Annotated in this window: 23 protein-coding genes; 8 read left to right on the top strand and 15 right to left on the bottom strand. The window is 60.2% G+C overall.

What is annotated here, in order from left to right:
- The first annotated feature begins 31 nt into the window (after positions 1–31).
- From ACWHXD_RS07445 to pdeM, 6 genes are all read left to right on the top strand, one after another.
- The gene (locus ACWHXD_RS07445; RefSeq protein ID WP_098949260.1) at positions 32–760 is read left to right on the top strand and encodes an ABC transporter permease; all 729 of its coding nucleotides are present in this window, start codon (positions 32–34) and stop codon (positions 758–760) included.
- Positions 757–1,467: an ABC transporter permease gene (locus ACWHXD_RS07440; protein ID WP_044272623.1), complete on the top strand. Its 711-nt coding sequence runs from the start codon at positions 757–759 to the stop codon at positions 1,465–1,467. Before ACWHXD_RS07445 ends, ACWHXD_RS07440 begins: the two co-directional genes overlap by 4 nt.
- Positions 1,468–1,476: 9 nt before the next feature.
- Complete coding sequence (locus ACWHXD_RS07435) at positions 1,477–2,595, top strand: succinylglutamate desuccinylase/aspartoacylase family protein (protein WP_138763364.1); 1,119 nt, start codon at positions 1,477–1,479, stop codon at positions 2,593–2,595.
- A 13-nt stretch (positions 2,596–2,608) separates the two neighbouring features.
- Entirely contained in the window at positions 2,609–3,373 is a 765-nt protein-coding gene (locus ACWHXD_RS07430; RefSeq protein ID WP_034126849.1) for an ABC transporter ATP-binding protein, read from the top strand.
- Positions 3,374–3,530: 157 nt separating this feature from the next.
- Positions 3,531–6,011, top strand: coding sequence for a ligase-associated DNA damage response DEXH box helicase (locus ACWHXD_RS07425; RefSeq protein ID WP_138763363.1), 2,481 nt, complete (start codon positions 3,531–3,533; stop codon positions 6,009–6,011).
- Positions 6,011–6,661: a ligase-associated DNA damage response endonuclease PdeM gene (pdeM, locus tag ACWHXD_RS07420; protein WP_138763362.1), complete on the top strand. Its 651-nt coding sequence runs from the start codon at positions 6,011–6,013 to the stop codon at positions 6,659–6,661. The genes ACWHXD_RS07425 and pdeM overlap by 1 nt, the downstream gene beginning before the upstream one ends.
- Before the next feature lie 23 nt (positions 6,662–6,684).
- Here pdeM and ACWHXD_RS07415 read toward each other — a convergent pair whose 3' ends face one another.
- Complete coding sequence (locus tag ACWHXD_RS07415; protein ID WP_005785769.1) at positions 6,685–6,882, bottom strand: hypothetical protein; 198 nt, start codon at positions 6,880–6,882, stop codon at positions 6,685–6,687.
- A gap of 108 nt (positions 6,883–6,990) precedes the next feature.
- On the bottom strand, positions 6,991–7,557 hold the full coding sequence (gene dcd, locus ACWHXD_RS07410) for a dCTP deaminase (RefSeq protein WP_003189215.1): 567 nt from the start codon (positions 7,555–7,557) through the stop codon (positions 6,991–6,993).
- A 388-nt stretch (positions 7,558–7,945) separates the two neighbouring features.
- Here dcd and ACWHXD_RS07405 point away from each other — a divergent pair, with 388 nt between their 5' ends.
- A complete protein-coding gene (locus ACWHXD_RS07405) occupies positions 7,946–8,155 on the top strand; it encodes a cold-shock protein (RefSeq protein ID WP_002554837.1) in 210 nt (69 codons plus the stop codon).
- 280 nt (positions 8,156–8,435) lie between these two features.
- Here ACWHXD_RS07405 and rpoS read toward each other — a convergent pair whose 3' ends face one another.
- The 8 genes from rpoS to ACWHXD_RS07365 form a co-directional block, all read right to left on the bottom strand.
- Entirely contained in the window at positions 8,436–9,443 is a 1,008-nt protein-coding gene (gene rpoS, locus ACWHXD_RS07400; protein ID WP_032893168.1) for an RNA polymerase sigma factor RpoS, read from the bottom strand.
- A gap of 106 nt (positions 9,444–9,549) precedes the next feature.
- Complete coding sequence (locus ACWHXD_RS07395; protein WP_499083758.1) at positions 9,550–10,386, bottom strand: peptidoglycan DD-metalloendopeptidase family protein; 837 nt, start codon at positions 10,384–10,386, stop codon at positions 9,550–9,552.
- A gap of 208 nt (positions 10,387–10,594) precedes the next feature.
- The gene (locus ACWHXD_RS07390) at positions 10,595–11,230 is read right to left on the bottom strand and encodes a protein-L-isoaspartate(D-aspartate) O-methyltransferase (RefSeq protein WP_169850588.1); all 636 of its coding nucleotides are present in this window, start codon (positions 11,228–11,230) and stop codon (positions 10,595–10,597) included.
- Between the two features lie 41 nt (positions 11,231–11,271).
- Positions 11,272–12,021 (bottom strand): 5'/3'-nucleotidase SurE, encoded by a 750-nt coding sequence (gene surE / locus ACWHXD_RS07385; RefSeq protein ID WP_003189210.1) that lies wholly within the window; start codon positions 12,019–12,021, stop codon positions 11,272–11,274.
- Positions 12,009–13,067: a tRNA pseudouridine(13) synthase TruD gene (truD, locus tag ACWHXD_RS07380; protein WP_138763361.1), complete on the bottom strand. Its 1,059-nt coding sequence runs from the start codon at positions 13,065–13,067 to the stop codon at positions 12,009–12,011. The genes surE and truD overlap by 13 nt, the downstream gene beginning before the upstream one ends.
- Positions 13,064–13,537, bottom strand: coding sequence for a 2-C-methyl-D-erythritol 2,4-cyclodiphosphate synthase (gene ispF / locus ACWHXD_RS07375; RefSeq protein WP_032893173.1), 474 nt, complete (start codon positions 13,535–13,537; stop codon positions 13,064–13,066). Before ispF ends, truD begins: the two co-directional genes overlap by 4 nt.
- Positions 13,538–13,591: 54 nt before the next feature.
- Complete coding sequence (gene fghA, locus ACWHXD_RS07370; protein ID WP_032893174.1) at positions 13,592–14,437, bottom strand: S-formylglutathione hydrolase; 846 nt, start codon at positions 14,435–14,437, stop codon at positions 13,592–13,594.
- A gap of 8 nt (positions 14,438–14,445) precedes the next feature.
- Positions 14,446–15,558 carry an S-(hydroxymethyl)glutathione dehydrogenase/class III alcohol dehydrogenase gene (locus tag ACWHXD_RS07365; protein WP_003189203.1) on the bottom strand — a complete coding sequence of 371 codons (1,113 nt, stop codon included), beginning with the start codon at positions 15,556–15,558 and terminating at the stop codon, positions 14,446–14,448.
- 109 nt (positions 15,559–15,667) lie between these two features.
- Between ACWHXD_RS07365 and ACWHXD_RS07360 the strand changes: the two genes are divergently transcribed.
- Complete coding sequence (locus ACWHXD_RS07360; protein WP_138763360.1) at positions 15,668–16,564, top strand: LysR substrate-binding domain-containing protein; 897 nt, start codon at positions 15,668–15,670, stop codon at positions 16,562–16,564.
- 1,316 nt (positions 16,565–17,880) lie between these two features.
- On the opposite strand, the gene ispD is transcribed toward ACWHXD_RS07360, so the two are convergent.
- From ispD to pyrG, 5 genes are all read right to left on the bottom strand, one after another.
- A complete protein-coding gene (gene ispD, locus ACWHXD_RS07355) occupies positions 17,881–18,588 on the bottom strand; it encodes a 2-C-methyl-D-erythritol 4-phosphate cytidylyltransferase (RefSeq protein ID WP_032893176.1) in 708 nt (235 codons plus the stop codon).
- Positions 18,585–18,863 carry a cell division protein FtsB gene (gene ftsB, locus ACWHXD_RS07350; protein ID WP_003189195.1) on the bottom strand — a complete coding sequence of 93 codons (279 nt, stop codon included), beginning with the start codon at positions 18,861–18,863 and terminating at the stop codon, positions 18,585–18,587. Before ftsB ends, ispD begins: the two co-directional genes overlap by 4 nt.
- A 171-nt stretch (positions 18,864–19,034) precedes the next feature.
- Positions 19,035–20,324, bottom strand: coding sequence for a phosphopyruvate hydratase (gene eno / locus ACWHXD_RS07345; RefSeq protein WP_003189193.1), 1,290 nt, complete (start codon positions 20,322–20,324; stop codon positions 19,035–19,037).
- Positions 20,325–20,481: 157 nt separating this feature from the next.
- Positions 20,482–21,327, bottom strand: coding sequence for a 3-deoxy-8-phosphooctulonate synthase (gene kdsA, locus ACWHXD_RS07340; protein ID WP_003189190.1), 846 nt, complete (start codon positions 21,325–21,327; stop codon positions 20,482–20,484).
- Between the two features lie 5 nt (positions 21,328–21,332).
- Complete coding sequence (gene pyrG / locus ACWHXD_RS07335; RefSeq protein WP_032893177.1) at positions 21,333–22,964, bottom strand: CTP synthase; 1,632 nt, start codon at positions 22,962–22,964, stop codon at positions 21,333–21,335.
- Positions 22,965–23,142: the final 178 nt, after the last annotated feature.

Below are 23,142 nucleotides of genomic sequence, written 5' to 3'. Positions count from 1 at the left end.
GGCGCTTTTTTATCGCCATAGGTCCTGATTTATGTTCGAAGATCTGTTGCAAACCCTCGGGCTGAGCGCATTCAGCCTGAAGGGTTTCGGCCCGCTGTTGCTGCAAGGCACCTGGATGACCATCAAGTTGTCGGTGCTGTCCCTGGCCGTCAGCGTCTTGCTGGGCCTGCTCGGCGCCAGCGCCAAACTGTCCAGCCTGACCATTGTGCGTATCCCCGCCCAGCTCTACACCACCCTGATTCGCGGGGTGCCGGACCTGGTGCTGATGCTGTTGATTTTCTACAGCCTGCAAACCTGGCTCAGCGGCTTTACCGACTTCATGGAATGGGAATACATCGAGATCGACCCATTCAGCGCCGGGGTGATCACCCTGGGCTTTATCTACGGTGCGTATTTCACCGAAACCTTTCGCGGCGCGATCCTCGCCGTGCCCCGTGGCCAACTCGAAGCCGCCACTGCCTACGGGCTCAAGCGCGGGCAGCGGTTTCGCTACGTGACCTTCCCGCAGATGATGCGCTTTGCGCTGCCGGGCATCGGCAATAACTGGATGGTGATGCTCAAGGCCACCGCGCTGGTGTCGATCATCGGCCTGGCAGACTTGGTAAAAGCCGCCCAGGACGCCGGCAAGAGCACCTATCAACTGTTTTATTTTCTGGTACTGGCGGCGCTGATCTACCTGTTGATCACCAGCGCCTCCAACTTTGTCTTGCGCCGACTTGAACGTCGCTACTCCGCAGGCGCCCGGGAGGCCGTGCGATGATCGAGCTATTGCAGGAATACTGGCGCCCTTTTCTTTATAGCGACGGCCAGCACATCACCGGCCTGGCCATGACCTTGTGGTTGCTCAGTGGCTCACTGGTGATCGGCTTTCTGGTGTCGATCCCGCTGTCCATCGCCCGCGTTTCGCGCAAGCGCCTGGTGCGTTGGCCCGTGCAGTTCTACACCTACCTGTTTCGCGGTACGCCGCTCTATATCCAGTTGCTGATCTGCTACACCGGCATCTACAGCCTTGCCGCCGTGCGGGCGCAACCGGTGCTGGATGCGTTCTTTCGCGATGCGATGAACTGCACCCTCCTCGCCTTCGCCCTCAACACCTGCGCCTACACCACGGAGATTTTCGCCGGGGCGATCCGCAGCATGGCCCACGGCGAAGTCGAGGCGGCCAAGGCTTACGGCCTCAGCGGCTGGAAGCTGTACGCCTATGTAATCATGCCTTCGGCGTTGCGACGCTCGTTGCCCTACTACAGCAACGAAGTGATCCTGATGCTGCACTCGACAACGGTGGCCTTTACCGCAACGATCCCGGACATCCTCAAGGTGGCGCGGGATGCCAACTCCGCCACCTTCATGACCTTCCAGTCATTCGGCATTGCCGCACTGATCTATCTGACGGTGACCTTCGCCCTGGTCGGCCTGTTTCGCCTGGCGGAGCGGCGTTGGCTGGCTTTCCTCGGGCCGAGCCACTAAGGAGCTTGCATGCACCATCAGCTACATGACCTGATCGCGCCGGTGCCCGGCACGGCGCGGCAGATCCACAGTTTTCACTTCGGCCCGCAGCAGCCCGAAGGCAAGGTGTACATCCAGTCCTCCCTGCATGCCGATGAATTGCCGGGCATGCTGGTGGCCTGGCATCTCAAGGCGCGCCTGGCAGAGCTTGAAGCGGCCGGACGCTTGCGCAGCGAAATCGTGCTGGTGCCGGTCGCCAACCCGGTGGGCCTGGAACAGGTGTTGATGGACATCCCCTTGGGCCGCTACGAACTGGAAAGCGGGCAGAACTTCAATCGCCTGTTCGTCGATCTCAGTGAAGACGTCGGCAACCAGGTCGAAGGCCTGCTGGGCGATGATCCGCAGCGCAATGCCCAATTGATCCGCAGCGCACTGTCCCACGCCCTGGCCGCGCACACCGCCCAGACCCAGTTGCACTCCCAACGCCTGGTACTGCAACGCCTGGCCTGTGATGCCGACGTGGTGCTGGACCTGCATTGCGACTTCGAAGCCGTGGCCCACCTGTACACCACGCCCGACGCCTGGCCACAGGTAGAACCGTTGGCGCGCTACCTGGGTTCGGAGGCCAACCTGTTGGCTACCGATTCCGGCGGGCAGTCTTTTGACGAATGTTTCACCCTGCTGTGGTGGCAATTGCAGCAACGCTTCGGCGAACGCTACCCGATCCCCATGGGCAGTTTGTCGGTGACCGTCGAATTGCGCGGCCAGGGCGATGTCAACCACGGCCTCGCCGCGCTGGACTGCCAGGCCATCATTGATTATTTGATCCATTTCGGCGCCATTCACGGCGATGCAGCTCCCTTGCCGGCCCTGTCGTACCCGGCTACGCCGCTGGCGGCGGTGGAGCCGGTGACCACCCCGGTGGGTGGCTTGCTGGTATTCAACGCCCTGCCAGGCGAATACCTGGAAGCCGGGCAATGGGTCGCCGACATCATCGACCCCATTACAGACCGCGTAACGCCTGTGCACTGCCAGCACGCCGGGCTGCTTTACGCCCGCTCGCTACGCCGCATGGCCACGGCCGGCATGGTGATCTGCCATGTCGCCGGCACACAGGCCTACCGTAGCGGTTATCTACTTTCGCCTTGAGGATGCACGCCCCATGTACAAACTGACCGTTGAAGGCCTGCACAAAAGCTATGGCGACAATCAAGTGCTCAAAGGTGTGTCGCTCAAGGCCAAGACCGGTGATGTGATCAGCCTGATCGGCGCCAGTGGCTCAGGCAAGAGTACCTTCCTGCGCTGTATCAACTTTTTGGAAACCCCCAACGATGGCGCCATGACCCTGGACGGCCAAGCGATCCGCATGGTCAGCGACCGCCATGGCATGCGCGTGGCCGACGACGCCGAGCTGCAACGCCTGCGCACGCGGCTGGCGATGGTGTTCCAGCACTTCAACCTGTGGAGCCACATGAGCGTGCTGGAAAACATCACCATGGCCCCGCGCCGCGTGCTGGGTTGCAGCAAGAAGGACGCCGAAGACCGCGCCCGCCGCTACCTGGACAAAGTCGGGCTGCCGGCGCGCGTGGCAGATCAATACCCGGCGTTCCTCTCCGGTGGCCAGCAACAGCGCGTCGCCATCGCCCGCGCCCTGGCGATGGAACCGGAGGTGATGCTGTTCGATGAACCCACATCAGCCCTGGACCCGGAGCTGGTGGGCGAAGTGTTGAAGGTGATCCAAGGCCTGGCCGAGGAAGGCCGCACCATGATCATGGTGACCCACGAGATGAGCTTTGCGCGTAAGGTCTCAAGCCAGGTGCTGTTCCTGCACCAAGGCCTGGTGGAGGAGCAAGGCCTGCCAGAGGATGTGCTGGGCAATCCAAAGAGCGAACGCCTGCAACAATTTTTGAGCGGCAACTTGAAGTAGGAGCGAGCTTGCTCGCGAAAATCGTCAACGATAACGCGGGCATCCAGATTAAACGCGGCGCCTGAACCTTTTTCGCGGGCAAGCCCGCTCCTACAGTTGAACGTCGGCGGCGCCTACGGGGTCTTTGAACTAACCCCTCCAGAGCGTCCGCTGCCGCATGGCAAAAACCCACGACTTCGCCAAGCAATGGTTTGCCACCCAAGGCTGGAAGCCATTCGCCTTTCAGAAAGAGGTATGGGCCGCGGTCAAGGCCGGCCAGTCGGGGTTGCTGCATGCCAGCACCGGGGCGGGTAAAACCTATGCCCTGTGGTTTGCCGCCCTCAACCGTTTCGCCATCACCCGCCCGCCCGCCGCAGGCAAACGCAAACCGCCTGCCGAGCCGCTGACCGTCCTGTGGATCACCCCCATGCGCGCCTTGGCCGCCGACTCCGCACGCGCCCTGCAAGCCCCGCTGGAGGCGTTGCAGATTCCCTGGAGCGTGGGCCTGCGCACCGGTGATACCAGCAGCAGTGAACGCGCGCGCCAGACCCGTCGCCAACCCACCGCCCTGGTCACCACCCCGGAAAGCCTGACGTTGATGCTGGCCCGTGCCGACAGTGAGACCAGCCTGGCGCACCTGCGCATGGTCATCGTGGATGAATGGCATGAACTGATCGGCAATAAGCGCGGCGTGCAGTTGCAACTGGCGCTGGCACGCTTGCGGCGCTGGCATCCGCAGTTGATGGTGTGGGGCATTTCAGCGACCTTGGGCAATCAGGCCCACGCGTTGGAGGTTCTGGTACCACAGGGTGGCGGGGTCAATGTGCAGGGGCAAACGGCGAAGGCGCTGAAGGTCGACACCCTGTTGCCAGCGGTCACCGAGCGTTTCCCTTGGGCCGGGCACATCGGTTTGAAGATGTTGCCGCAGGTGGTAGCCGAAGTAGAGGCCAGCAGCAGTTGCCTGGTGTTTACCAATACCCGTGCGCAATCGGAGATCTGGTACCAGGCGATTCTGGACGCGCGTCCGGACTGGGCCGGGTTGATTGCCCTGCATCATGGTTCGTTATCGCGCGAAACCCGCGACTGGGTGGAGCGGGCTTTGAAAGACGGGCAGCTCAAGGCGGTGGTGTGCACCTCCAGCCTGGACCTGGGCGTGGACTTCCTGCCGGTGGAACGGGTGCTGCAAATCGGCTCCGCCAAGGGCGTAGCGCGGCTGATGCAACGCGCCGGGCGCTCCGGCCACGCGCCAGGGCGGCCCTCACGGGTAACCCTGGTGCCAACCCACAGCCTCGAGTTGGTGGAGGCGGCGGCCGCCCAGGATGCAATCGCCCAACGGCGCATCGAAGCGCGGGAATCACCTTACAAGCCGTTGGATGTGCTGGTACAACACCTGGTCAGCATGGCCCTTGGCGGCGGCTTTACCCCGGCAGCACTGTTGGACGAAGTGCGCGGCGCCTGGGCCTATCGCGACCTCACCGAAGCGGATTGGACCTGGGCCCTGGGGTTTGTGCGCCATGGCGGCCTGTCACTTACCGCTTATCCGGATTACCGCCGGGTGGAGCCCGATGAACACGGTATCTGGCGTGTCCCGGATGCACGCCTTGCACGCCGCCATCGCATGAGTGTCGGCACCATCGTCAGTGATGCCAGTATCCAGCTCAAGTTCTGGAGCAAAGGCGGCGGCGGCAAGAACCTGGGCAGTGTCGAGGAAGGCTTTATTGCAAGGCTCAAGCCGGGGGATGGATTTCTATTCGCCGGACGCTTGCTGGAGCTGGTGCGGGTGGAAAACATGACCGCCTATGTACGCCGCAGCACCGCGAAAAAAGCCGCCGTGCCACGCTGGAATGGCGGGCGCATGCCCCTTTCCAACGAACTGGCCCAGGCGGTGGTCGAGCGTTTTGATGCCGCTGCGCATGGGCACTTCGACGGCCCGGAGATGCAGGCGGTGCAACCGCTGCTGCACACCCAATTGCGCTGGTCCGGCCTGCCGACCCGTGAGCATTTGCTGGCTGAAACCCTGCGGTCGCGGGAAGGCTGGCACCTGTTTCTGTACCCCTTCGCTGGCCGCCAGGTACACCTGGGCTTGGCCAGTTTGCTGGCCTGGCGGGTCAGCCAACAGCAGCCGCTGACCTTCTCGATTGCGGTGAATGATTATGGCCTGGAGCTGTTGAGCGCCACCGAGGTGCAGTGGCCCCAGCTGTTGAACGCTACGTTGCTGAGCCCCCAAGAACTGCTGGCTGACGTGATCGCCAGCCTCAATGCCGGCGAACTGGCCCTGCGCCGCTTTCGCGAGATTGCACGAATCGCCGGGCTGGTCTTTGCCGGGTATCCCGGCGCGCCGAAAAGCACGCGACAAGTGCAGGCTTCCAGCGGCTTGTTCTTTGAGGTGTTCAAGCAATATGACCCGCAGAACCTGCTGCTGGCCCAGGCCGGGGAAGAGGTTCTGCGTGATGAATTGGATATTCGCCGGCTGGAACACACGCTGAATCATCTGTCGACGCTGAAGCTGGACTTGCACACGATCCAGCGGCCCACACCGCTGGCCTTTCCGCTGCTGGTAGAACGGATGCGCGAAAGCATGAGCTCGGAAAAACTCTCGGAGCGCATCGCGCGGATGGTCAAGGACCTGGAAAAAGTCGCCGACAAAGGGCAAGGCTGATGCATTACCCACTGATGCTGGAAGGCGAAGAGCTATGGCTATTGCCGGACAAGGCCATGTACTGGCCCGCACGTCGATGCCTACTGATTGCCGATGCGCATTTTGGCAAGGCGTCGGCCTATCGCAGCCTGGGGCAACCGGTGCCACAGGGCACGACTACGGCCAACCTGGAACGCCTGGACAGGCTGTTAACGGCGCTGCCCTGCGCGCAGTTGATCTTTCTCGGCGATTTCCTGCACGGCCCTGGCTCTCACGCCAGCGGCACCCTGAACGCAATTCGGGCCTGGCGCGAGCGCAATCGCCCACTGGCCTTGACCCTGATTCGCGGCAATCACGACAAACGGGCCGGCGACCCACCGCTGGATCTGGGCATCGATGTGGTCGCGGAGCCTCTGCTGATGGGCCCTTTCGCCTTGCAACATGAGCCCGACGCACACGCCAGCCACCATGTACTGGCGGGGCATGTGCATCCGGTGTACCACCTGCGAGGCAAAGGGCGCCAGCGGCTGCGCTTGCCGTGCTTCCAGATCGGCGCTCAGGTTAGCCTGCTGCCAGCCTTTGGCGCGTTTACAGGGGGTTATGCCGTGGAGCAGGCCCAAGACCACCGAATCTTTGTGATTGGCGATCACCAGGTCTGGCCGATTCAATGAATCGATGAAGGCCCGCTCAGGTATCAGGCAACAGGCGCGGGTGGTGGCTCGTCCGGTAAGGTCGGCTCACCCGGCTCGGTAGGCTGCGGGTAATCAGGTTCGGGTTGACCGGGGATGCCGCCCGCGTGCGCGGGGTTGGCCATCAAGGACCAGGCCAGAACACCAATCTGGTTGGGTTCAAGCCGGGCGAGTTCTGCGCTGATTCGCGGGTCGATCTTCATAGGGTACTCCTCAAGTATGGCCCGGCGCGTTTCACACGCGCCGAAGCAGTACACCTAGATAGAGTCACTTTCTGCAGACAAATTCCCTTTGCCCGTAGGAGCTTTAGATCAAGCGCGTGGGAGAGTGACGCCGCGTTGGCCCTGATACTTGCCCGCACGGTCTTTGTAGGACACTTCACAAGCCTCGTCGGACTGCAAGAACAGCATTTGTGCCACGCCTTCGTTGGCGTAGATTTTCGCCGGCAAAGTGGTGGTGTTGGAGAATTCCAGGGTCACGTGGCCTTCCCACTCAGGCTCAAGCGGCGTGACGTTGACGATAATGCCGCAGCGGGCATAGGTGCTTTTACCCAGGCAGATGGTCAACACGTCGCGAGGAATGCGGAAGAATTCCACGGTGCGCGCCAGGGCGAAAGAGTTGGGCGGGATGATGCACACGTCGCTCTTGACGTCGACGAAGCTCTTTTCGTCGAAGTTTTTCGGATCGACGATCGCCGAATTGATGTTGGTGAACACCTTGAATTCATCGGCGCAACGCACGTCGTAGCCATAGCTGGAAACGCCGTACGAAATCACGCGCTCGTCGCCTTCACCACGAATCTGGCGTTCGACGAACGGCTCGATCATGCCGTGTTCCTGCGCCATGCGGCGAATCCACTTGTCCGATTTGATGCTCATGGCGGTGTCCTGAATAGCGAGGCGAAAAAAATCTGTGGGCCATCTTACCGGGGCCGGCGTTGGGGTTCAAAGGCCGTACGGGTTTTCTTGATGAATGCACCGCCCGCTATAAGCCGCAGCCAGCGTGGCCGGGGCCCGGATGGCCGGCATCAATGACTGTAAATACCACCGCCAGTCACGAAAATAGAGAAACCTTCGGAAATACCATTGGCACGTTCCGGAAAAAGGGTTAAGGTGGCGCCACTGTGCTGCTTGTGTCACTGAGAATCTCTACACGATATGTTGAATTTCGATCCAACCATCTCCAAGAATTTTTCCTGCTCTTTGCACTCAGTCTCGGCCAGGGCTTTTCCTGAGTCGCAGTTAACTTTGTCCAAGGAGATACACCATGTCTAATCGCCAAACTGGTACCGTTAAGTGGTTCAACGATGAAAAAGGCTTCGGCTTCATCACTCCACAATCCGGTGACGACCTGTTCGTTCACTTCAAAGCTATCCAATCCGACGGCTTCAAAAGCCTGAAAGAAGGCCAACAGGTTTCTTTCATCGCTACCCGCGGTCAGAAAGGCATGCAAGCTGAAGAAGTTCAAGTTATCTAACTTGTACTGACTCAGTCGAAAAAACCCCGCCCTTAAAAGCGGGGTTTTTTTATGCGCTCGTTCCCACGCTCCGCGTGGAAATGCCTCTTGTGACGCTCTGCGTCACGACTGCATGCCTACGCAGAGCGTGGGATCGATCAGCACACCGATGTAATGTCGGACAAAAAAATGTGGGAGGGGGCTTGCTCCCGAATGCGGTGTATCAGTCAACACATCAGCGACTGTCACACTGCATTCGGGAGCAAGCCCCCTCCCACATTCAAACCTTCAAGCTGCGTTGTTACTGGAACAACGACTCACTCGACAAGCCATTCTTCTCCAGGATCTCGCGCAAGCGCTTGAGGCCCTCTACCTGGATCTGCCGCACCCGCTCACGGGTCAGGCCAATCTCCAGGCCTACATCCTCCAGGGTGCTGCTCTCATGGCCGCGCAGGCCGAAGCGGCGAATCACCACTTCACGCTGCTTGTCCGTGAGCTCTGACAGCCACTGGTCAATACTTTGGGAAAGATCATCGTCCTGCAACAGCTCGCAAGGGTCTGTTGGACGATCATCGGTCAGGGTGTCCAGCAGAGTCTTATCCGAATCCGGCCCCAGCGAGACATCCACCGAAGACACACGCTCGTTAAGGCCCAGCATGCGCTTGACCTCCCCTACCGGTTTTTCCAGCAGGTTGGCGATTTCTTCAGGCGAGGGTTCATGATCGAGTTTTTGCGTCAGCTCACGCGCCGCCCGCAGGTAGACGTTGAGCTCCTTGACCACATGGATCGGCAACCGGATCGTGCGGGTCTGATTCATGATCGCCCGTTCGATGGTCTGGCGAATCCACCAGGTGGCGTAGGTGGAGAAACGGAAGCCCCGCTCAGGGTCGAACTTCTCCACAGCCCGGATCAAGCCCAGGTTGCCCTCCTCGATCAGGTCCAGAAGGGACAGCCCACGATTGACGTAGCGTCGGGCGATTTTCACCACCAGGCGCAGGTTGCTTTCAATCATGCGCTTACGCCCAGCCGGATCGCCCTTTTGCGACAAACGCGCAAAATGGACTTCTTCTTCGGGGGTCAACAGAGGGGAAAAGCCGATTTCATTGAGGTACAGCTGGGTCGCGTCGAGCGCCCGCGTGTAATCAACGTACTTGTGCTGCTTCAACGCGGCAGCATTTTTGGATTTGGTGCGAACTGAAGGTGGTGATACCCCTTCATTATCTGACATCGTTTCCAAATCGATGCTGGCCTCCATAAGGAGAACCTCATCGTCGATGTCAAACTCCGGCACTTCTTTACTGAGAGCCATTGTTATAGTCCTTTGGTGAGTTCGACCTCAAGCTCAAGCGACGCCTCTATCCTTGGCAACGCTGGAGCCTGTTCCTTCTACGTGAGGGAACAGGCTGTGCAACACATCAACGACGGGGCAGGAATTGCAGCGGATCTACAGGCTTCCCTTGGCGGCGAATCTCAAAGTGCAGTTTCACCCGGTCTGTGCCCGTTGACCCCATTTCGGCAATCGTCTGTCCGACCTTGACCTGCTGCCCCTCCCGAACCAACAACCTGCGGTTATGACCGTAGGCACTGACGTAGGTATCGCTGTGTTTGATGATGACCAGCTCGCCGTAGCCCCGCAAACCACTCCCGGCGTACACCACTGTCCCATCAGACGCAGCTAAAACAGGCTGTCCCAAATCCCCGGCGATATCAATGCCTTTATTCAAACTACCGTTTGAAGAGAATTTTCCAATCAACACTCCGTTTGAAGGCCATCCCCAACCGGTCGGTGCAGGCCCGGCGGGTGGCAACGGCGCGGGTGCCGGCTTGCTCGCAACCGTAGGCGCGGCGCTGCCTGCAGGCCGGGTAATGATGGTGGTCTTGCTCGAGGACGATGGCGAATATCCCGACTTTGTCACAACTGCCGTAGGTGCAGAACCTGAGCGACCATCGAAACGAATGGTCTGCCCAGGATGGATCGTATACGGCACAGGAATGTTGTTACGGGCGGCCAGCGCCTTGTAGTCCCAGCCATAACGGAAGGCAATCGAGAACAGGGTGTCGCCTTTGCGCACCACGTATTGCCCAGTGGTCACCGTGGGCCTTTGGGGAGTTGCGTTGGTACGGTCAACGACCCGCGCACCGCCGGATGGCGTGCTCGAGCAGGCTGCCAATAAGGAACTCAAGACAAGGCCAAGCACCAGTCGCTGAAAGCTTGTTTTACTCATTCGCTGCGCAGGACCTGTGAGACTCACCCGCCGCTCCCTTTGTGGTGGCTGAACGTTAACGCCTGGATCAGGCTTGAAATATGACGCAAGTATAACTGGGCATTGGCTTTTTACTGGCACATGACTGAAAGGAAAAATTCATCATGTTTAATCGTGCTGCCAGGCATGTTGATTCAATAGACCCCGCCGTAAGACACATCCACGCTTACAGAATTCACTGCACGCGAATAAATGATCAGGCCAGCGGGCCGTTGAGCAAAGGTACGAAACGCACGGCACCGAGTACATGCCGGGAAAAGCCTTCGTCCTCACGGATAATAAGCATCAACTGTTGCACTTCGCCGGAGCCCACCGGGATGACCAGCCGCCCGCCAGGTGCCAATTGATCCAGCAAGGCTTGCGGCACATCGGTGGCCACGGCGGTGACGATGATACCGTTGTAGGGCGCCAGCGCCGGCCAGCCCTCCCAGCCATCGCCCCAGCGGAATACCACGTTGCGCAGGTTCAGCTCCACCAGACGCTCTTTGGCCCGGTCCTGCAGCACCTTGATGCGCTCGACCGAAAACACCCGCTCTACCAATTGCGACAGCACGGCCGTCTGGTAACCGGAGCCGGTGCCAATCTCCAGCACCTTGTCCAAAGGCCCCGCCGCCAGCAGCAGCTCGCTCATGCGCGCGACCATGTAGGGCTGGGAGATGGTCTGGTTGTGGCCGATGGGCAACGCCGTGTCTTCATAGGCGCGATGCGCCAGGGCTTCATCGACAAACAGGTGCCGCGGCGTACGCCGGATCACTTCCAGCACCTGCGCGTTGGACAAACCTTCTTCATACAGGCGCTGGATCAACCGCTCCCGGGTGCGCTGGGAGGTCATCCCGATGCCACGGCGCAACAAGTCGTCTTGTTCACGAGCCATCAACGCAGTCCCTCCAGCCAGCCATCAAGGCCACTGAAGGCATCACTGAAGGTGCGATCAAACAGCAACGGGGTAACGGAGACATAGCCTTGCATCACCGCATGAAAGTCCGTGCCCTCGCCGCCATCTTCGGCGTCGCCGGCCGCGGCGATCCAATAGCCTTCCTTGCCGCGTGGGTCGACCACCTTCAAGGGCGCCGCCGCACGGGCGCGATGGCCCAGGCGCGTGAGCTGGATACCGCGAATATGGTCGAGGGGCAAGTTGGGGATATTGACGTTGAGCACCGTACGCGGCGGCAGGTCCAGGGAAGCATGGGCCTCCACCAACTTGCGCGCGTAGTAGGCCGCCGTCGCCAGGTTATCCAATTGCCGCGAAGCAAAGGAAAAGGCAAAGCCGGTGCGGCCCAGGAAGCGCCCTTCGAGGGCCGCCGCCACGGTGCCGGAATACAGCACGTCGTCACCCAGGTTGGCGCCCAGGTTGATTCCCGAGACCACCAGGTCTGGCTGATGCTCCAGCAAACTGTTGATTGCCAGGTGCACGCAGTCGGTGGGGGTTCCGTTAACGCTGATAAAGCCATTGGCCAGGACCCGCGGGTGCAGCGGACGGTCGAGCGTCAGCGAACTGCTGGCGCCGCTCTTGTCCTGGTCGGGGGCAACCACCACGCACTCGGCGTAATCCTGCAGCGCAGCATGGAGCGCGGCAAGACCGGGTGCGGTGGCACCGTCATCGTTTGATATCAGAATACGCATGGGCTGTCCGTCTGCCCCACCGGCACCAGATCAACAAGCTCGCGCACCAAGACAGTGGCGAAGCATCCGGCCGGCAGGACGAATTCCAATTGCAGAATGTCAGGCCCGGGATAATGCCACGTCAACCCGCCAATGGGCAGTCGCAGAATGCGACGTTCCTGGCTCATTCCCGCCTTCACCAGCCAATCACGTAGGTCAGCTTCGCCAGCGGCGACAGATTGTTCTAGCTCGTATGTAAGACCTTTCGCCGGCGAATCGCCCTCGCCCCACTGCGGGCCGGTGGGATGCAGGTCCAAAATCGCCAGGCGCGGGTCGCTGCACTCAGCTTCCCCGGCCGGAAAAAAACTGCGACTGTCGGTAAACGCCAGCAGATCGCCGACTTGGGCTCGCTGCCATGAACCGTCGGCGACACGGGCCGCCAACACTTTGTTGAACAGGTAACTGCGAGCCGTGGACAGCAAGCGCGAGCGCACGTTGCGCTGCTCGGGCAGGGCCTTGCGGGCGGCCCACTCGCGAGCATCCACCACGTTGCCGCCGTTGTGGCCGAAACGCTGGGTGCCGAAGTAATTGGGGATGCCGTGCCGCGCAATCAACTGCAGACGTGCGTCGATGGCAGCGGTGTCGCCGGCCAGTTGGGTCAGGCGCAGGGTGAAGCCGTTGGCCGAATGGGCACCACGCTGCAGCTTGCGCTTGTGACGGGCGGTTTTCAGGATCTTGAGGGTGTCGCTTTCTGCGCCGCTCATGTCCGGGTCGGCCTTGCCGGGCAATTGCACGCTGAACCACTGGCGGGTCAGGGCCTGACGGTCCTTGAGCCCGGCATAGCTGACGGTGCGCAATGGCACGCCAGCCGCCTTGGCGATACGCCGTGCCGCTTCCTCGGTGTTCAAGCCGCGTTTTTCCACCCACAGCCACAGGTGCTCGCCATCGCCGGTCAGCGGGATGTCCAGCACCTCATCAACCTGGAAGTCTTCGGCCGTGGCCTTCAGTACCGCGCTGCCCAGGGCCTCGCCATAGGCCCGCGGGCCCAGCAGTTGCAGGTCGTTCATGCGCGCAGCAACAAGGCGACGGAGTGCACCGCAATGCCCTCTTCACGACCGGTAAACCCGAGCTTTTCGGTGGTGGTGGCTTTCACGTTGACTTGATCCAATTCAATTTGCAGGTCTGCTGCGATAGCAGCGCGCATCGCTTCGATATGGGGGGCCATTTTTGGCGCCTGGGCGACGATGGTGTTGTCGACGTTGCCAACCTTCCAGCCCTTGGCGTGGATCAGGCCGACCACATGGCGCAGCAACACACGGCTGTCGGCGCCCTTGAAGGTGGGATCGGTGTCCGGAAAGTGCTTGCCGATATCGCCCAATGCCGCCGCGCCGAGCAACGCATCGCTCAAGGCGTGCAAGACCACGTCGCCGTCGGAATGAGCCAGCAACCCATGGTGGTGTGCAATGCGCACGCCGCCCAGGGTGATGAAATCGCCTTCAGCGAAACGGTGCACATCGTAGCCGTGGCCAATACGCATAAAAAAACGCCCCGATTTAATTCAGGGCGTGATTCTACCTACTTTTGCCTCGGATTAACCGAGCAAAGCACGACCATGATGCCGCAAATGGTCTTCGATGAAGCTGGCGATAAAGAAGTAGCTGTGGTCGTAGCCAGGCTGCAGGCGCAGTTCCAGCGGATGGTTGGCTGCCTTGGCCGCTTGCTGCAAGGCTTCGGGCTTGAGTTGAACCTCAAGGAAATCGTCGCGATCGCCCTGGTCCACCAACAGCGGCAACTTTTCCGAGGCTTCGCTGATCAGCACGCAGGCATCCCATTCGCGCCATTTCGAACGCTCTTCTCCCAAATAACGGGAAAAGGCTTTCTGGCCCCACGGGCAGTCCATCGGGTTGTTGATCGGCGAAAACGCCGACACCGACAGGTAACGTCCAGGGTTGCGCAATGCGCAGACCAGCGCACCGTGACCGCCCATGGAGTGGCCGCTGATGCCGCGTTTATCCGACGCAGGGAAATGCGCTTCCACCAGTGCCGGCAATTCCTGCACCACGTAGTCATGCATCCGATAGTGCTTGGCCCAGGGTTCCTGGGTGGCATTGAGGTAGAAGCCGGCGCCGAGGCCGAAGTCCCAGGCATTGTCCGGGTCGCCCGGCACGCCAGGGCCACGGGGGCTGGTATCTGGCGCGACGATGATCAAGCCCAGTTCGGCAGCCATGCGCTGGGCGCCGGCCTTCTGCATGAAGTTCTCGTCAGTACAGGTCAACCCGGACAGCCAATACAACACCGGCAGCTTGCCGCCCTGCTCCGCTTGCGGCGGCAGGTAGACGGCAAAGGTCATGTCGCAACCCAGCACATCGGAATGATGCTTGTAACGTTTATGCCAGCCGCCGAAGCTCTTCTGGCATGACAGGTTTTCCAGACTCATGGCCGACCTCAGAAGTGAATGACGGTACGAATGCTCTTGCCTTCATGCATCAGGTCAAACGCTTTGTTGATATCTTCCAGGCCCATGGTGTGGGTGATGAAGGTATCCAGCGGGATTTCGCCGGTCTGGGCCATTTCCACGTAGCTTGGCAATTCGGTACGACCGCGCACGCCACCAAACGCCGAACCACGCCAGACGCGCCCGGTGACCAGTTGGAATGGGCGAGTGGCAATTTCCTGGCCAGCACCGGCCACACCGATGATCACCGACTCGCCCCAGCCTTTGTGGCAGCACTCAAGGGCCGCACGCATCAGTTGTACGTTGCCGATGCACTCGAAGGAGAAATCCACGCCGCCGTCAGTCAGGTCGACAATCACGTCCTGGATCGGGCGATCGTAGTCCTTGGGGTTGATGCAATCGGTAGCGCCCAGTTGCTTGGCGATTTCGAACTTGGCCGGGTTGATATCGATGGCGATGATGCGCCCGGCCTTGGCCTTGACTGCACCGATAATCGCCGATAGGCCAATACCGCCCAGACCGAAGACGGCCACGGTGTCGCCCGGTTTGACCTTGGCAGTGTTGATCACCGCACCGATACCGGTAGTGACACCGCAACCGAGCAGGCAGACTTTTTCCAACGGCGCTTCTTTAGGAATCTTGGCCACGGAGATTTCCGGCAGCACGGTGTACTCGGAGAACGTCGAGGTGCCCATGTAGTGGAAAATCGGCTGGCCCTTGTAGGAGAAACGCGTGGTGCCATCCGGCATCAAGCCCTTGCCCTGCGTGGCGCGGATGGCCTGGCACAGGTTGGTCTTGCCACTCAGGCAGAACTTGCACTTGCCGCATTCCGGGGTGTACAGCGGGATCACGTGATCGCCCACAGCGACCGAAGTCACGCCCTCGCCAATGGCTTCCACCACTGCGCCGCCTTCATGGCCGAGGATCGACGGAAAAATGCCTTCCGGGTCGGCGCCCGACAAGGTGTAGGCGTCGGTGTGACACACGCCGGACGCGACCACCCGCAGCAACACCTCGCCAGCCTTGGGCATGGCGACATCCACTTCAACAATCTCAAGGGGCTTCTTGGCTTCGAAGGCTACGGCGGCACGGGACTTGATCATCCGGGTTTCTCCATCGGGTTAAAAACTGAGACGGTGAGTGTAAAACATCGCCTATTGATGAATAATCCAGGCAAAAGCAAAACATTATTGCCGTACAGGGACAATCAATATGCTGGAGAACCGCTGGGAAGGCATTGACGAGTTTGTCGCGGTGGCCGAATGCAGCCAGTTCACGGCGGCGGCGGAGCGACTGGGGGTATCTTCCTCCCACGTCAGCCGGCAAGTGGCGCGCCTGGAAGAACGCCTGCAAACCCGATTGCTGTACCGCAGCACACGTAAGGTGACGCTGACCGAAGCCGGCCAGACCTTCCTGCAACACTGCCAACGCCTGCAGGACGGTCGCGAGGAGGCCTTGCGCGCGGTGGGCGACTTGACCAGCGAACCCAAGGGCATGTTGCGCATGACCTGCGCCGTGGCCTATGGCGAGCGTTTTATCGTGCCGCTGGTGACGCGGTTCATGGCGCACTATCCGCAACTGCGCGTGGACATCGAGTTGACCAATCGCTCGCTGGACCTGGTCCACGAAGGCCTCGACCTGGCCATCCGCCTGGGACGTTTGCAGGACTCGCGCATGGTTGCCAGCCGCCTGGCGCCTCGGCGCATGTACCTGTGTGCGTCGCCCTCCTACCTCGAGCGGTACGGTCGGCCACACAGCTTGTCGGAGTTGAGCCGGCACAACTGCCTGATTGGCAGCTCGGATATCTGGCAAATGGCCCAGGACGGGCGGGAATTTTCCCAGCGCGTGCAAGGCAATTGGCGCTGCAACAGTGGGCAAGCAGTGCTGGATGCGGCATTGCAAGGCATGGGCTTGTGCCAGTTACCGGACTACTACGTGCTGGAGCATCTGCACAGCGGGGCGTTGGTGTCGTTGCTTCAGGCTCATCAACCGCCGAATACTGCGGTCTGGGCGTTGTATCCGCAGCAGCGGCATTTGTCGCCGAAGGTGAGGAAGTTGGTGGATTTCTTGAAGGTGGGGTTGGCTGAAAGGCCGGAGTACAAGCATTGAATTGAGGTGGCCTGCACCGGCCTCATCGCGGCATAGGTATCTACACAACTACGGCACAACGCTAAATCTGTGGCGAGGGAGCTTGCTCCCGTGACGGACTGACAGCCGACGCTTATCTACCTGACACCCCACGATCCAACTGTGGGAGCTGGCTTGCCTGCGATAGCGGTCTGACAGCCGATACCTATCTACCTGACACCCCAATGATCCCACTGTGGGAGTGGGCTTGCTCGCGAAGGCGGCCTGGCAGCTGACACAGTTTATCGGGTACATATCCATTGCTGCGGTAACGGCCACTTAGGGTTCCGCCCTGACGGCGGGTCACTTTGGAAAAGCCCCAAAGTAACCAAAAGGCTCTTGCCCCACCACTCGGCACCTCGCTTAGGCTCGGTGTGCCCGTAATCCGCCAGTGATTTGGGGGGCCGCCGCCACGCGCCATCCATGGCGCGGGGCGGCTAAACCGGCATCCCTGCCGGTTTACCCCCAAATCCCTGTCGAATTCCGGCCAGCGTGGTTTAACGGGGCGCCTAAGATCAAGAGCAAGATCAAGAGCGACTCGCTTCGCATCGTGGTTACCGCATGCTGCTACAGCCCACAAGGTTATGTAGATACCTATGCTCATCGCGGGCAAGCCCGGCTCCCACAGTTGGCTGAGTTGTTTGTTATGGCAGCGATCAAATGTGGGAGGTGGCTTACCTGATAGCCATAGGTATCTACACAACTCTGTAGCGACCGTAACCACGATGCGAAGCGAGCCGCTCTTGATCTTGATCTGCTTGTGATCTTGATCTCAGGCGCCCCGTTAAACCACGCTGGCCGAACGCAGGCTTGAATTCGTGGGTAACCCGGCAGGACGCCGGGTTAGCCGCCCCGCGCCATGGATGGCGCGTGGCGGCGGCCCACGGATTCAAGCCTGCGTTCGGGCACACCGAGCCCAAGCGAGGTGCCGAGTGGTGGGGCAAGAGCCCTTTTGGTTACTTTTGGGGCTCTTTTCCAAAAGTGACCCGCTGTCAGAGCGGAACCCTAAGTAGCCGTTACCGCAGCAATGGATATTCACACAATCCAACTGTGTTGACTGCCAGGCCGCCTTCGCGAGCAAGCCCGCAGTTGGATTGTGGGGTATCAGGTAGATAGGTGTCGGCTGGGAGGCCGTCATCGCAGGCAAGCCAGCTCCCACAGTTGGATCGTGGAGTGTCAGGTAGATAAGCGTCAGCTGTCAGGTTGTCACCAGAGCAAGCTCCCTCGCCACAGGTCCAGCGTCGGCTCTAAGTTGTGTCGATATCTATACTGCGATGAGGCCAACTCGGTCGGACAGGTTACCGCCGGTTAGCCCAGCGCAATTTCAACCACTCCAGATCTTCCGGCCGAGTCACCTTGATATTGTCCGAACGCCCTTCAACCAGGCGCGGCGCCTGCCCGGACCATTCCATGGCCGAGGCTTCATCGGTGATCAGCGCATCGGCCACCAGGCTGTCGGCCAAGGCGCGATGCAAGGCGCCCAGGCGGAACATCTGCGGCGTGTAAGCCTGCCAGATCAGGCTGCGATCAATGGTGTCCACCACACGGCCATGTTTGTCGACACGTTTGAGGGTGTCGCGCGCCGGCACTGCCAGCAGGCCGCCTACCGGATCATCGGCCAGTTCGGCCAGGAGCTTGTCGAGATCATCACGGCTCAGGTTAGGCCGCGCAGCGTCATGCACCAACACCCAGTCGTCATCACTGGCGCCCAGGGCATTGAGTTGCAGCAGCGCATTGAGAACCGAGCCGGAACGTTCCGAGCCCCCGTCGGCACGCTGGATACGCGGGTCGTTGGCGCATGCCAAGCTGGGCCAATAAGGATCATCAACTGCAAGACTGACCACCAGGCCCTTGAGGGAGGGATGGTCGAGAAAACAGCCGAGGCTGTGTTCGAGAATAGTGCGCCCGCCCAGTTGCAGGTACTGCTTGGGACGGTCCGCAGCCATACGGGCACCGACGCCCGCGGCAGGAATCACGGCCCAGAAGGCCGGTAAATCGTGGCTCATTGGGCCAACTGGTAGAGGGTTTCGCCCTCCTTGACCATGCCCAACTCATGACGAGCCCGCTCTTCAACGGTCTCCGTGCCTTTTTTCAGCTCAAGCACTTCAGCGTCGAGGACGCGGTTGCGCTCCAGCAGGCGTTCGTTTTCGGCACGCTGGTCGGCAATTTGCTGGGTCAACTCTTCTACCTGCGCAAAGCTGCCATTACCGACCCATAGGCGGTACTGCAGGCCAGCCAGCAACAAGAGCAAGACGAGGAACAACCAATTGGGACTGCGCATCGAAATCCGGGTATCCAGTGAAAAAAGACAGTCATGCAAACCTTTTGCAGCAACTGATAGCACAAAGCCTGGTAAAACCAGGCTTGCGCTTGTCAGTCAGCAGATTAGCGCCGAAATTCACACTTTCGTGAGATTTCTGACGTAATCCGCCGACTTTTTACCATTTACTGCTTAGCCGCGAAACTCGCCGCGACCGTTGTACTTGGCTTTACCTGCCAATTGCTCTTCGATGCGCAGCAATTGGTTGTACTTGGACACGCGATCGGAACGGCACAGGGAACCGGTCTTGATCTGGCCCGCCGAAGTACCCACGGCCAGGTCGGCAATGGTGGAATCTTCGGTTTCGCCGGAGCGATGGGAGATCACGGCGGTGTAGCCCGCAGCCTTGGCCATCTGGATGGCTTCCAGGGTTTCGGTCAGGGTGCCGATCTGGTTGAACTTGATCAGGATCGAGTTGGCGATCTTCTTGTCGATGCCTTCTTTCAGGATCTTGGTGTTGGTCACGAACAAGTCGTCGCCCACCAGCTGGATTTTCTCGCCGATCTTGTCGGTGAGGATTTTCCAGCCATCCCAGTCGGACTCGTCCAGGCCGTCTTCGATCGAGATGATCGGGTAGCGCTGGGTCAGGCCCTTGAGGTATTCAGCAAAACCTTCGGAGTTGAACACCTGGCCTTCGCCGGACAGGTTGTACTTGCCGTCTTCATAGAATTCGCTGGCGGCGCAGTCCAGGGCCAGGGTCACGTCGGTGCCCAGCTTGTAGCCAGCGTTGGCGACGGCTTCGGAGATGACTTTGAGTGCATCTTCGTTGGAGGCCAGGTTCGGCGCGAAACCACCTTCGTCACCCACGGCAGTGCTCAGGCCGCGGGCCTTCAGTACAGCCTTGAGGTGATGGAAAATCTCGGTGCCCATGCGCAGTCCTTCGGAGAAGGACTTGGCGCCAACCGGCTGCACCATGAATTCCTGGATGTCGACGTTGTTATCCGCGTGCTCGCCACCGTTGATGATGTTCATCATCGGCACCGGCATCGAGTAGACGCCAGGGGTGCCGTTCAGGTTGGCAATGTGTGCGTACAACGGCAGGTCCTGGTCCTGCGCAGCCGCCTTGGCAGCTGCCAGGGACACCGCGAGGATGGCATTGGCGCCGAGGCTGCCTTTGTTTTCAGTGCCGTCGAGCTTGATCATCGCGTGGTCCAGGGCTTTCTGGTCCAGCGGGTCCTTGCCCAGCAACAGGTCACGAATCGGACCGTTGATGTTGGCTACAGCCTTGAGTACACCCTTGCCCAGGTAACGGCTCTTGTCGCCATCACGCAGTTCCAGCGCTTCGCGCGAACCGGTGGAAGCACCGGACGGCGCGCAGGCGCTGCCGATGATGCCGTTATCGAGAAGCACGTCGGCTTCGACGGTGGGGTTGCCACGGGAGTCGAGAACTTCACGACCTTTGATGTCGACGATTTTTGCCATTGTTGTAAACACTCCAAAGTTGACGAAAACGACGCAGCTGAAGGAAATCTTTTGACCGACCGCAAGGGTGGAACAACGGGGCAGGCTTGCAGACGACAAGGCTCAGGCCCGGGGGCCTGAGCGTAAAGCGTGGGAAATTCTACCGGAGAAATGCCAGTTACGCGGTCTCTACCGTCGGAAAACTCTTGACCAGCTCGTCCAACTGCTTGAGCTGGGCCAGGAATGGCTCCAGCTTGTCCAGGCGCAGGGCGCATGGGCCATCACATTTGGCGTTGTCCGGGTCTGGGTGAGCTTCAAGGAACAGGCCAGCCAGCGACTGGCTCATGCCCGCCTTGGCCAGGTCCGTCACCTGGGCACGTCGCCCGCCAGCGGAGTCCGAACGACCACCGGGCATTTGCAGCGCGTGAGTCACGTCGAAGAACACGGGGTATTCGAACTGTTTCATGATGCCGAAACCGAGCATGTCCACCACGAGGTTGTTGTAGCCGAAGCTCGAACCCCGCTCGCAGAGGATCAACTGGTCGTTACCCGCTTCCACGCACTTGCTCAGGATGTGTTTCATCTCCTGGGGGGCGAGGAACTGGGCTTTCTTGATATTGATCACAGCGCCGGTCTTGGCCATGGCGACCACGAGGTCGGTCTGGCGCGACAGAAAGGCCGGCAACTGGATGATGTCGCACACCTCGGCGACCACGGCAGCCTGCTCAGGCTCGTGGACGTCGGTGATGATCGGCACGCCGAAGGCTTGCTTGATGTCCTGGAAGATCCGCATGCCTTCTTCAAGGCCCGGGCCGCGATAGGAGGTCACGGACGAACGGTTGGCCTTGTCGAAGCTGGCCTTGAAGACATAAGGGATACCCAGTTTCTGGGTGACCCGCACGTACTCCTCACATACCTGCATCGCCATGTCGCGGCTTTCCAGCACGTTCATGCCGCCAAACAGCACCATGGGCTTGTCGTTGGCAATCTCGATGTCGCCTACGCGAATGATCTTCTGGGCCATCTGATTTACGCCTTCTTCTGGTGTTGCGTCAGTGCTGCTTTGACGAAACCACTGAACAACGGGTGACCGTCGCGCGGCGTCGAGGTGAACTCCGGGTGGAACTGGCAGGCCACGAACCACGGATGATCCGGTGCTTCAACCACTTCAACCAGCTTGCCATCATCGGAGCGACCGGAAATCTTCAGGCCGGCTTCCTTGATCTGCGGCAGCAGGTTGTTGTTCACTTCATAACGGTGGCGGTGGCGCTCGACGATCACGTCCTTGCCGTAGCAGTCATGAACCAGCGAACCCGGCTCCAGCAAGCAGTTTTGTGCGCCAAGGCGCATAGTGCCACCCAGGTCGGAGCTTTCGGTACGGGTTTCAACGGCGCCAGTGGCGTCTTCCCACTCGGTGATCAGGCCCACGACTGGATGGCCGCTGCTGTGATCGAACTCGGTAGAGTTGGCGTCTTTCCAGCCCAGCACGTTACGGGCGAACTCGATAACGGCCACTTGCATGCCCAGGCAGATACCCAGGTACGGCACCTTGTTTTCACGGGCGTACTGCACGGCAGTGATCTTGCCTTCCACGCCACGCAGGCCGAAACCGCCGGGAACGAGGATCGCGTCAACACCTTCGAGCAGCGCGGTGCCCTGGTTCTCGATGTCTTCGGAGTCGATGTAGCGCAGGTTGACCTTGGTACGGTTGCTGATACCGGCGTGGCTCATGGCTTCGATCAGCGACTTGTAGGCGTCCAGCAGCTCCATGTACTTACCGACCATGGCGATGGTGACTTCATGCTCCGGGTTGAGCTTGGCGTCGACAACCGCTTCCCACTCGGACAGGTCGGCACCGCCGCACTGCAGGCCGAAACGCTCGACCACAAAATCATCCAGCCCCTGCGAGTGCAGGATGCCCGGGATCTTGTAAATGGTGTCGGCGTCTTCCAGGGCAATTACCGCACGTTCTTCAACGTTGGTGAACTGCGCGATCTTGCGGCGCGAGGAAATGTCGATCGGGTGATCGGAGCGGCATACCAGCACATCCGGCTGCAGGCCGATGGAACGCAGTTCCTTGACCGAGTGCTGGGTAGGCTTGGTTTTGGTTTCGCCGGCAGTGGCGATGTACGGCACCAGTGTCAGGTGCATCAGCATCGCGCGCTTGGCGCCGACTTCGAAACGCAACTGGCGGATGGCTTCGAGGAACGGCTGGGACTCGATGTCACCCACGGTGCCACCGATCTCGACCATCGCCACGTCGGCATCGCCTGCACCCTTGATGATGCGGCGCTTGATTTCGTCGGTGATGTGCGGGATCACCTGGATGGTTGCACCCAGGTAGTCACCACGGCGCTCTTTGCGCAGCACGTGCTCGTAGACACGGCCGGTGGTGAAGTTGTTGTTCTGGGTCATGGTCGTGCGGATGAACCGCTCGTAGTGGCCCAGGTCCAGGTCGGTCTCGGCGCCGTCGTGGGTGACGAACACTTCACCGTGCTGGAACGGGCTCATGGTGCCCGGGTCAACGTTGATGTACGGGTCCAGCTTGAGCATGGTGACCTTAAGTCCCCGCGCCTCCAGGATGGCCGCCAATGAAGCGGAGGCAATGCCTTTCCCCAATGAAGAAACAACACCGCCCGTGACGAATATGTAGCGCGTCATGAAAAACCCTAGAAGTCTGCGTTAAAGCGGTCCGAGCCGCCGGGGAAAGCGAAGGAAGGCCGAAGCCCCCGATCACCTGCATTAATCACAGTGCACCTTTCAAAAAAACCGCCGCGTTGTGACAGACCAGCAATGAAACACCGGTACGTTGATCGCTACACATTTTTTGGAATCGCCC

The organism is Pseudomonas fjordensis (genome assembly GCF_976987115.1).
The sequence above is the reverse complement of the archived record's forward strand: the minus strand, read 5'-3'. Positions and strand labels throughout refer to the sequence as shown.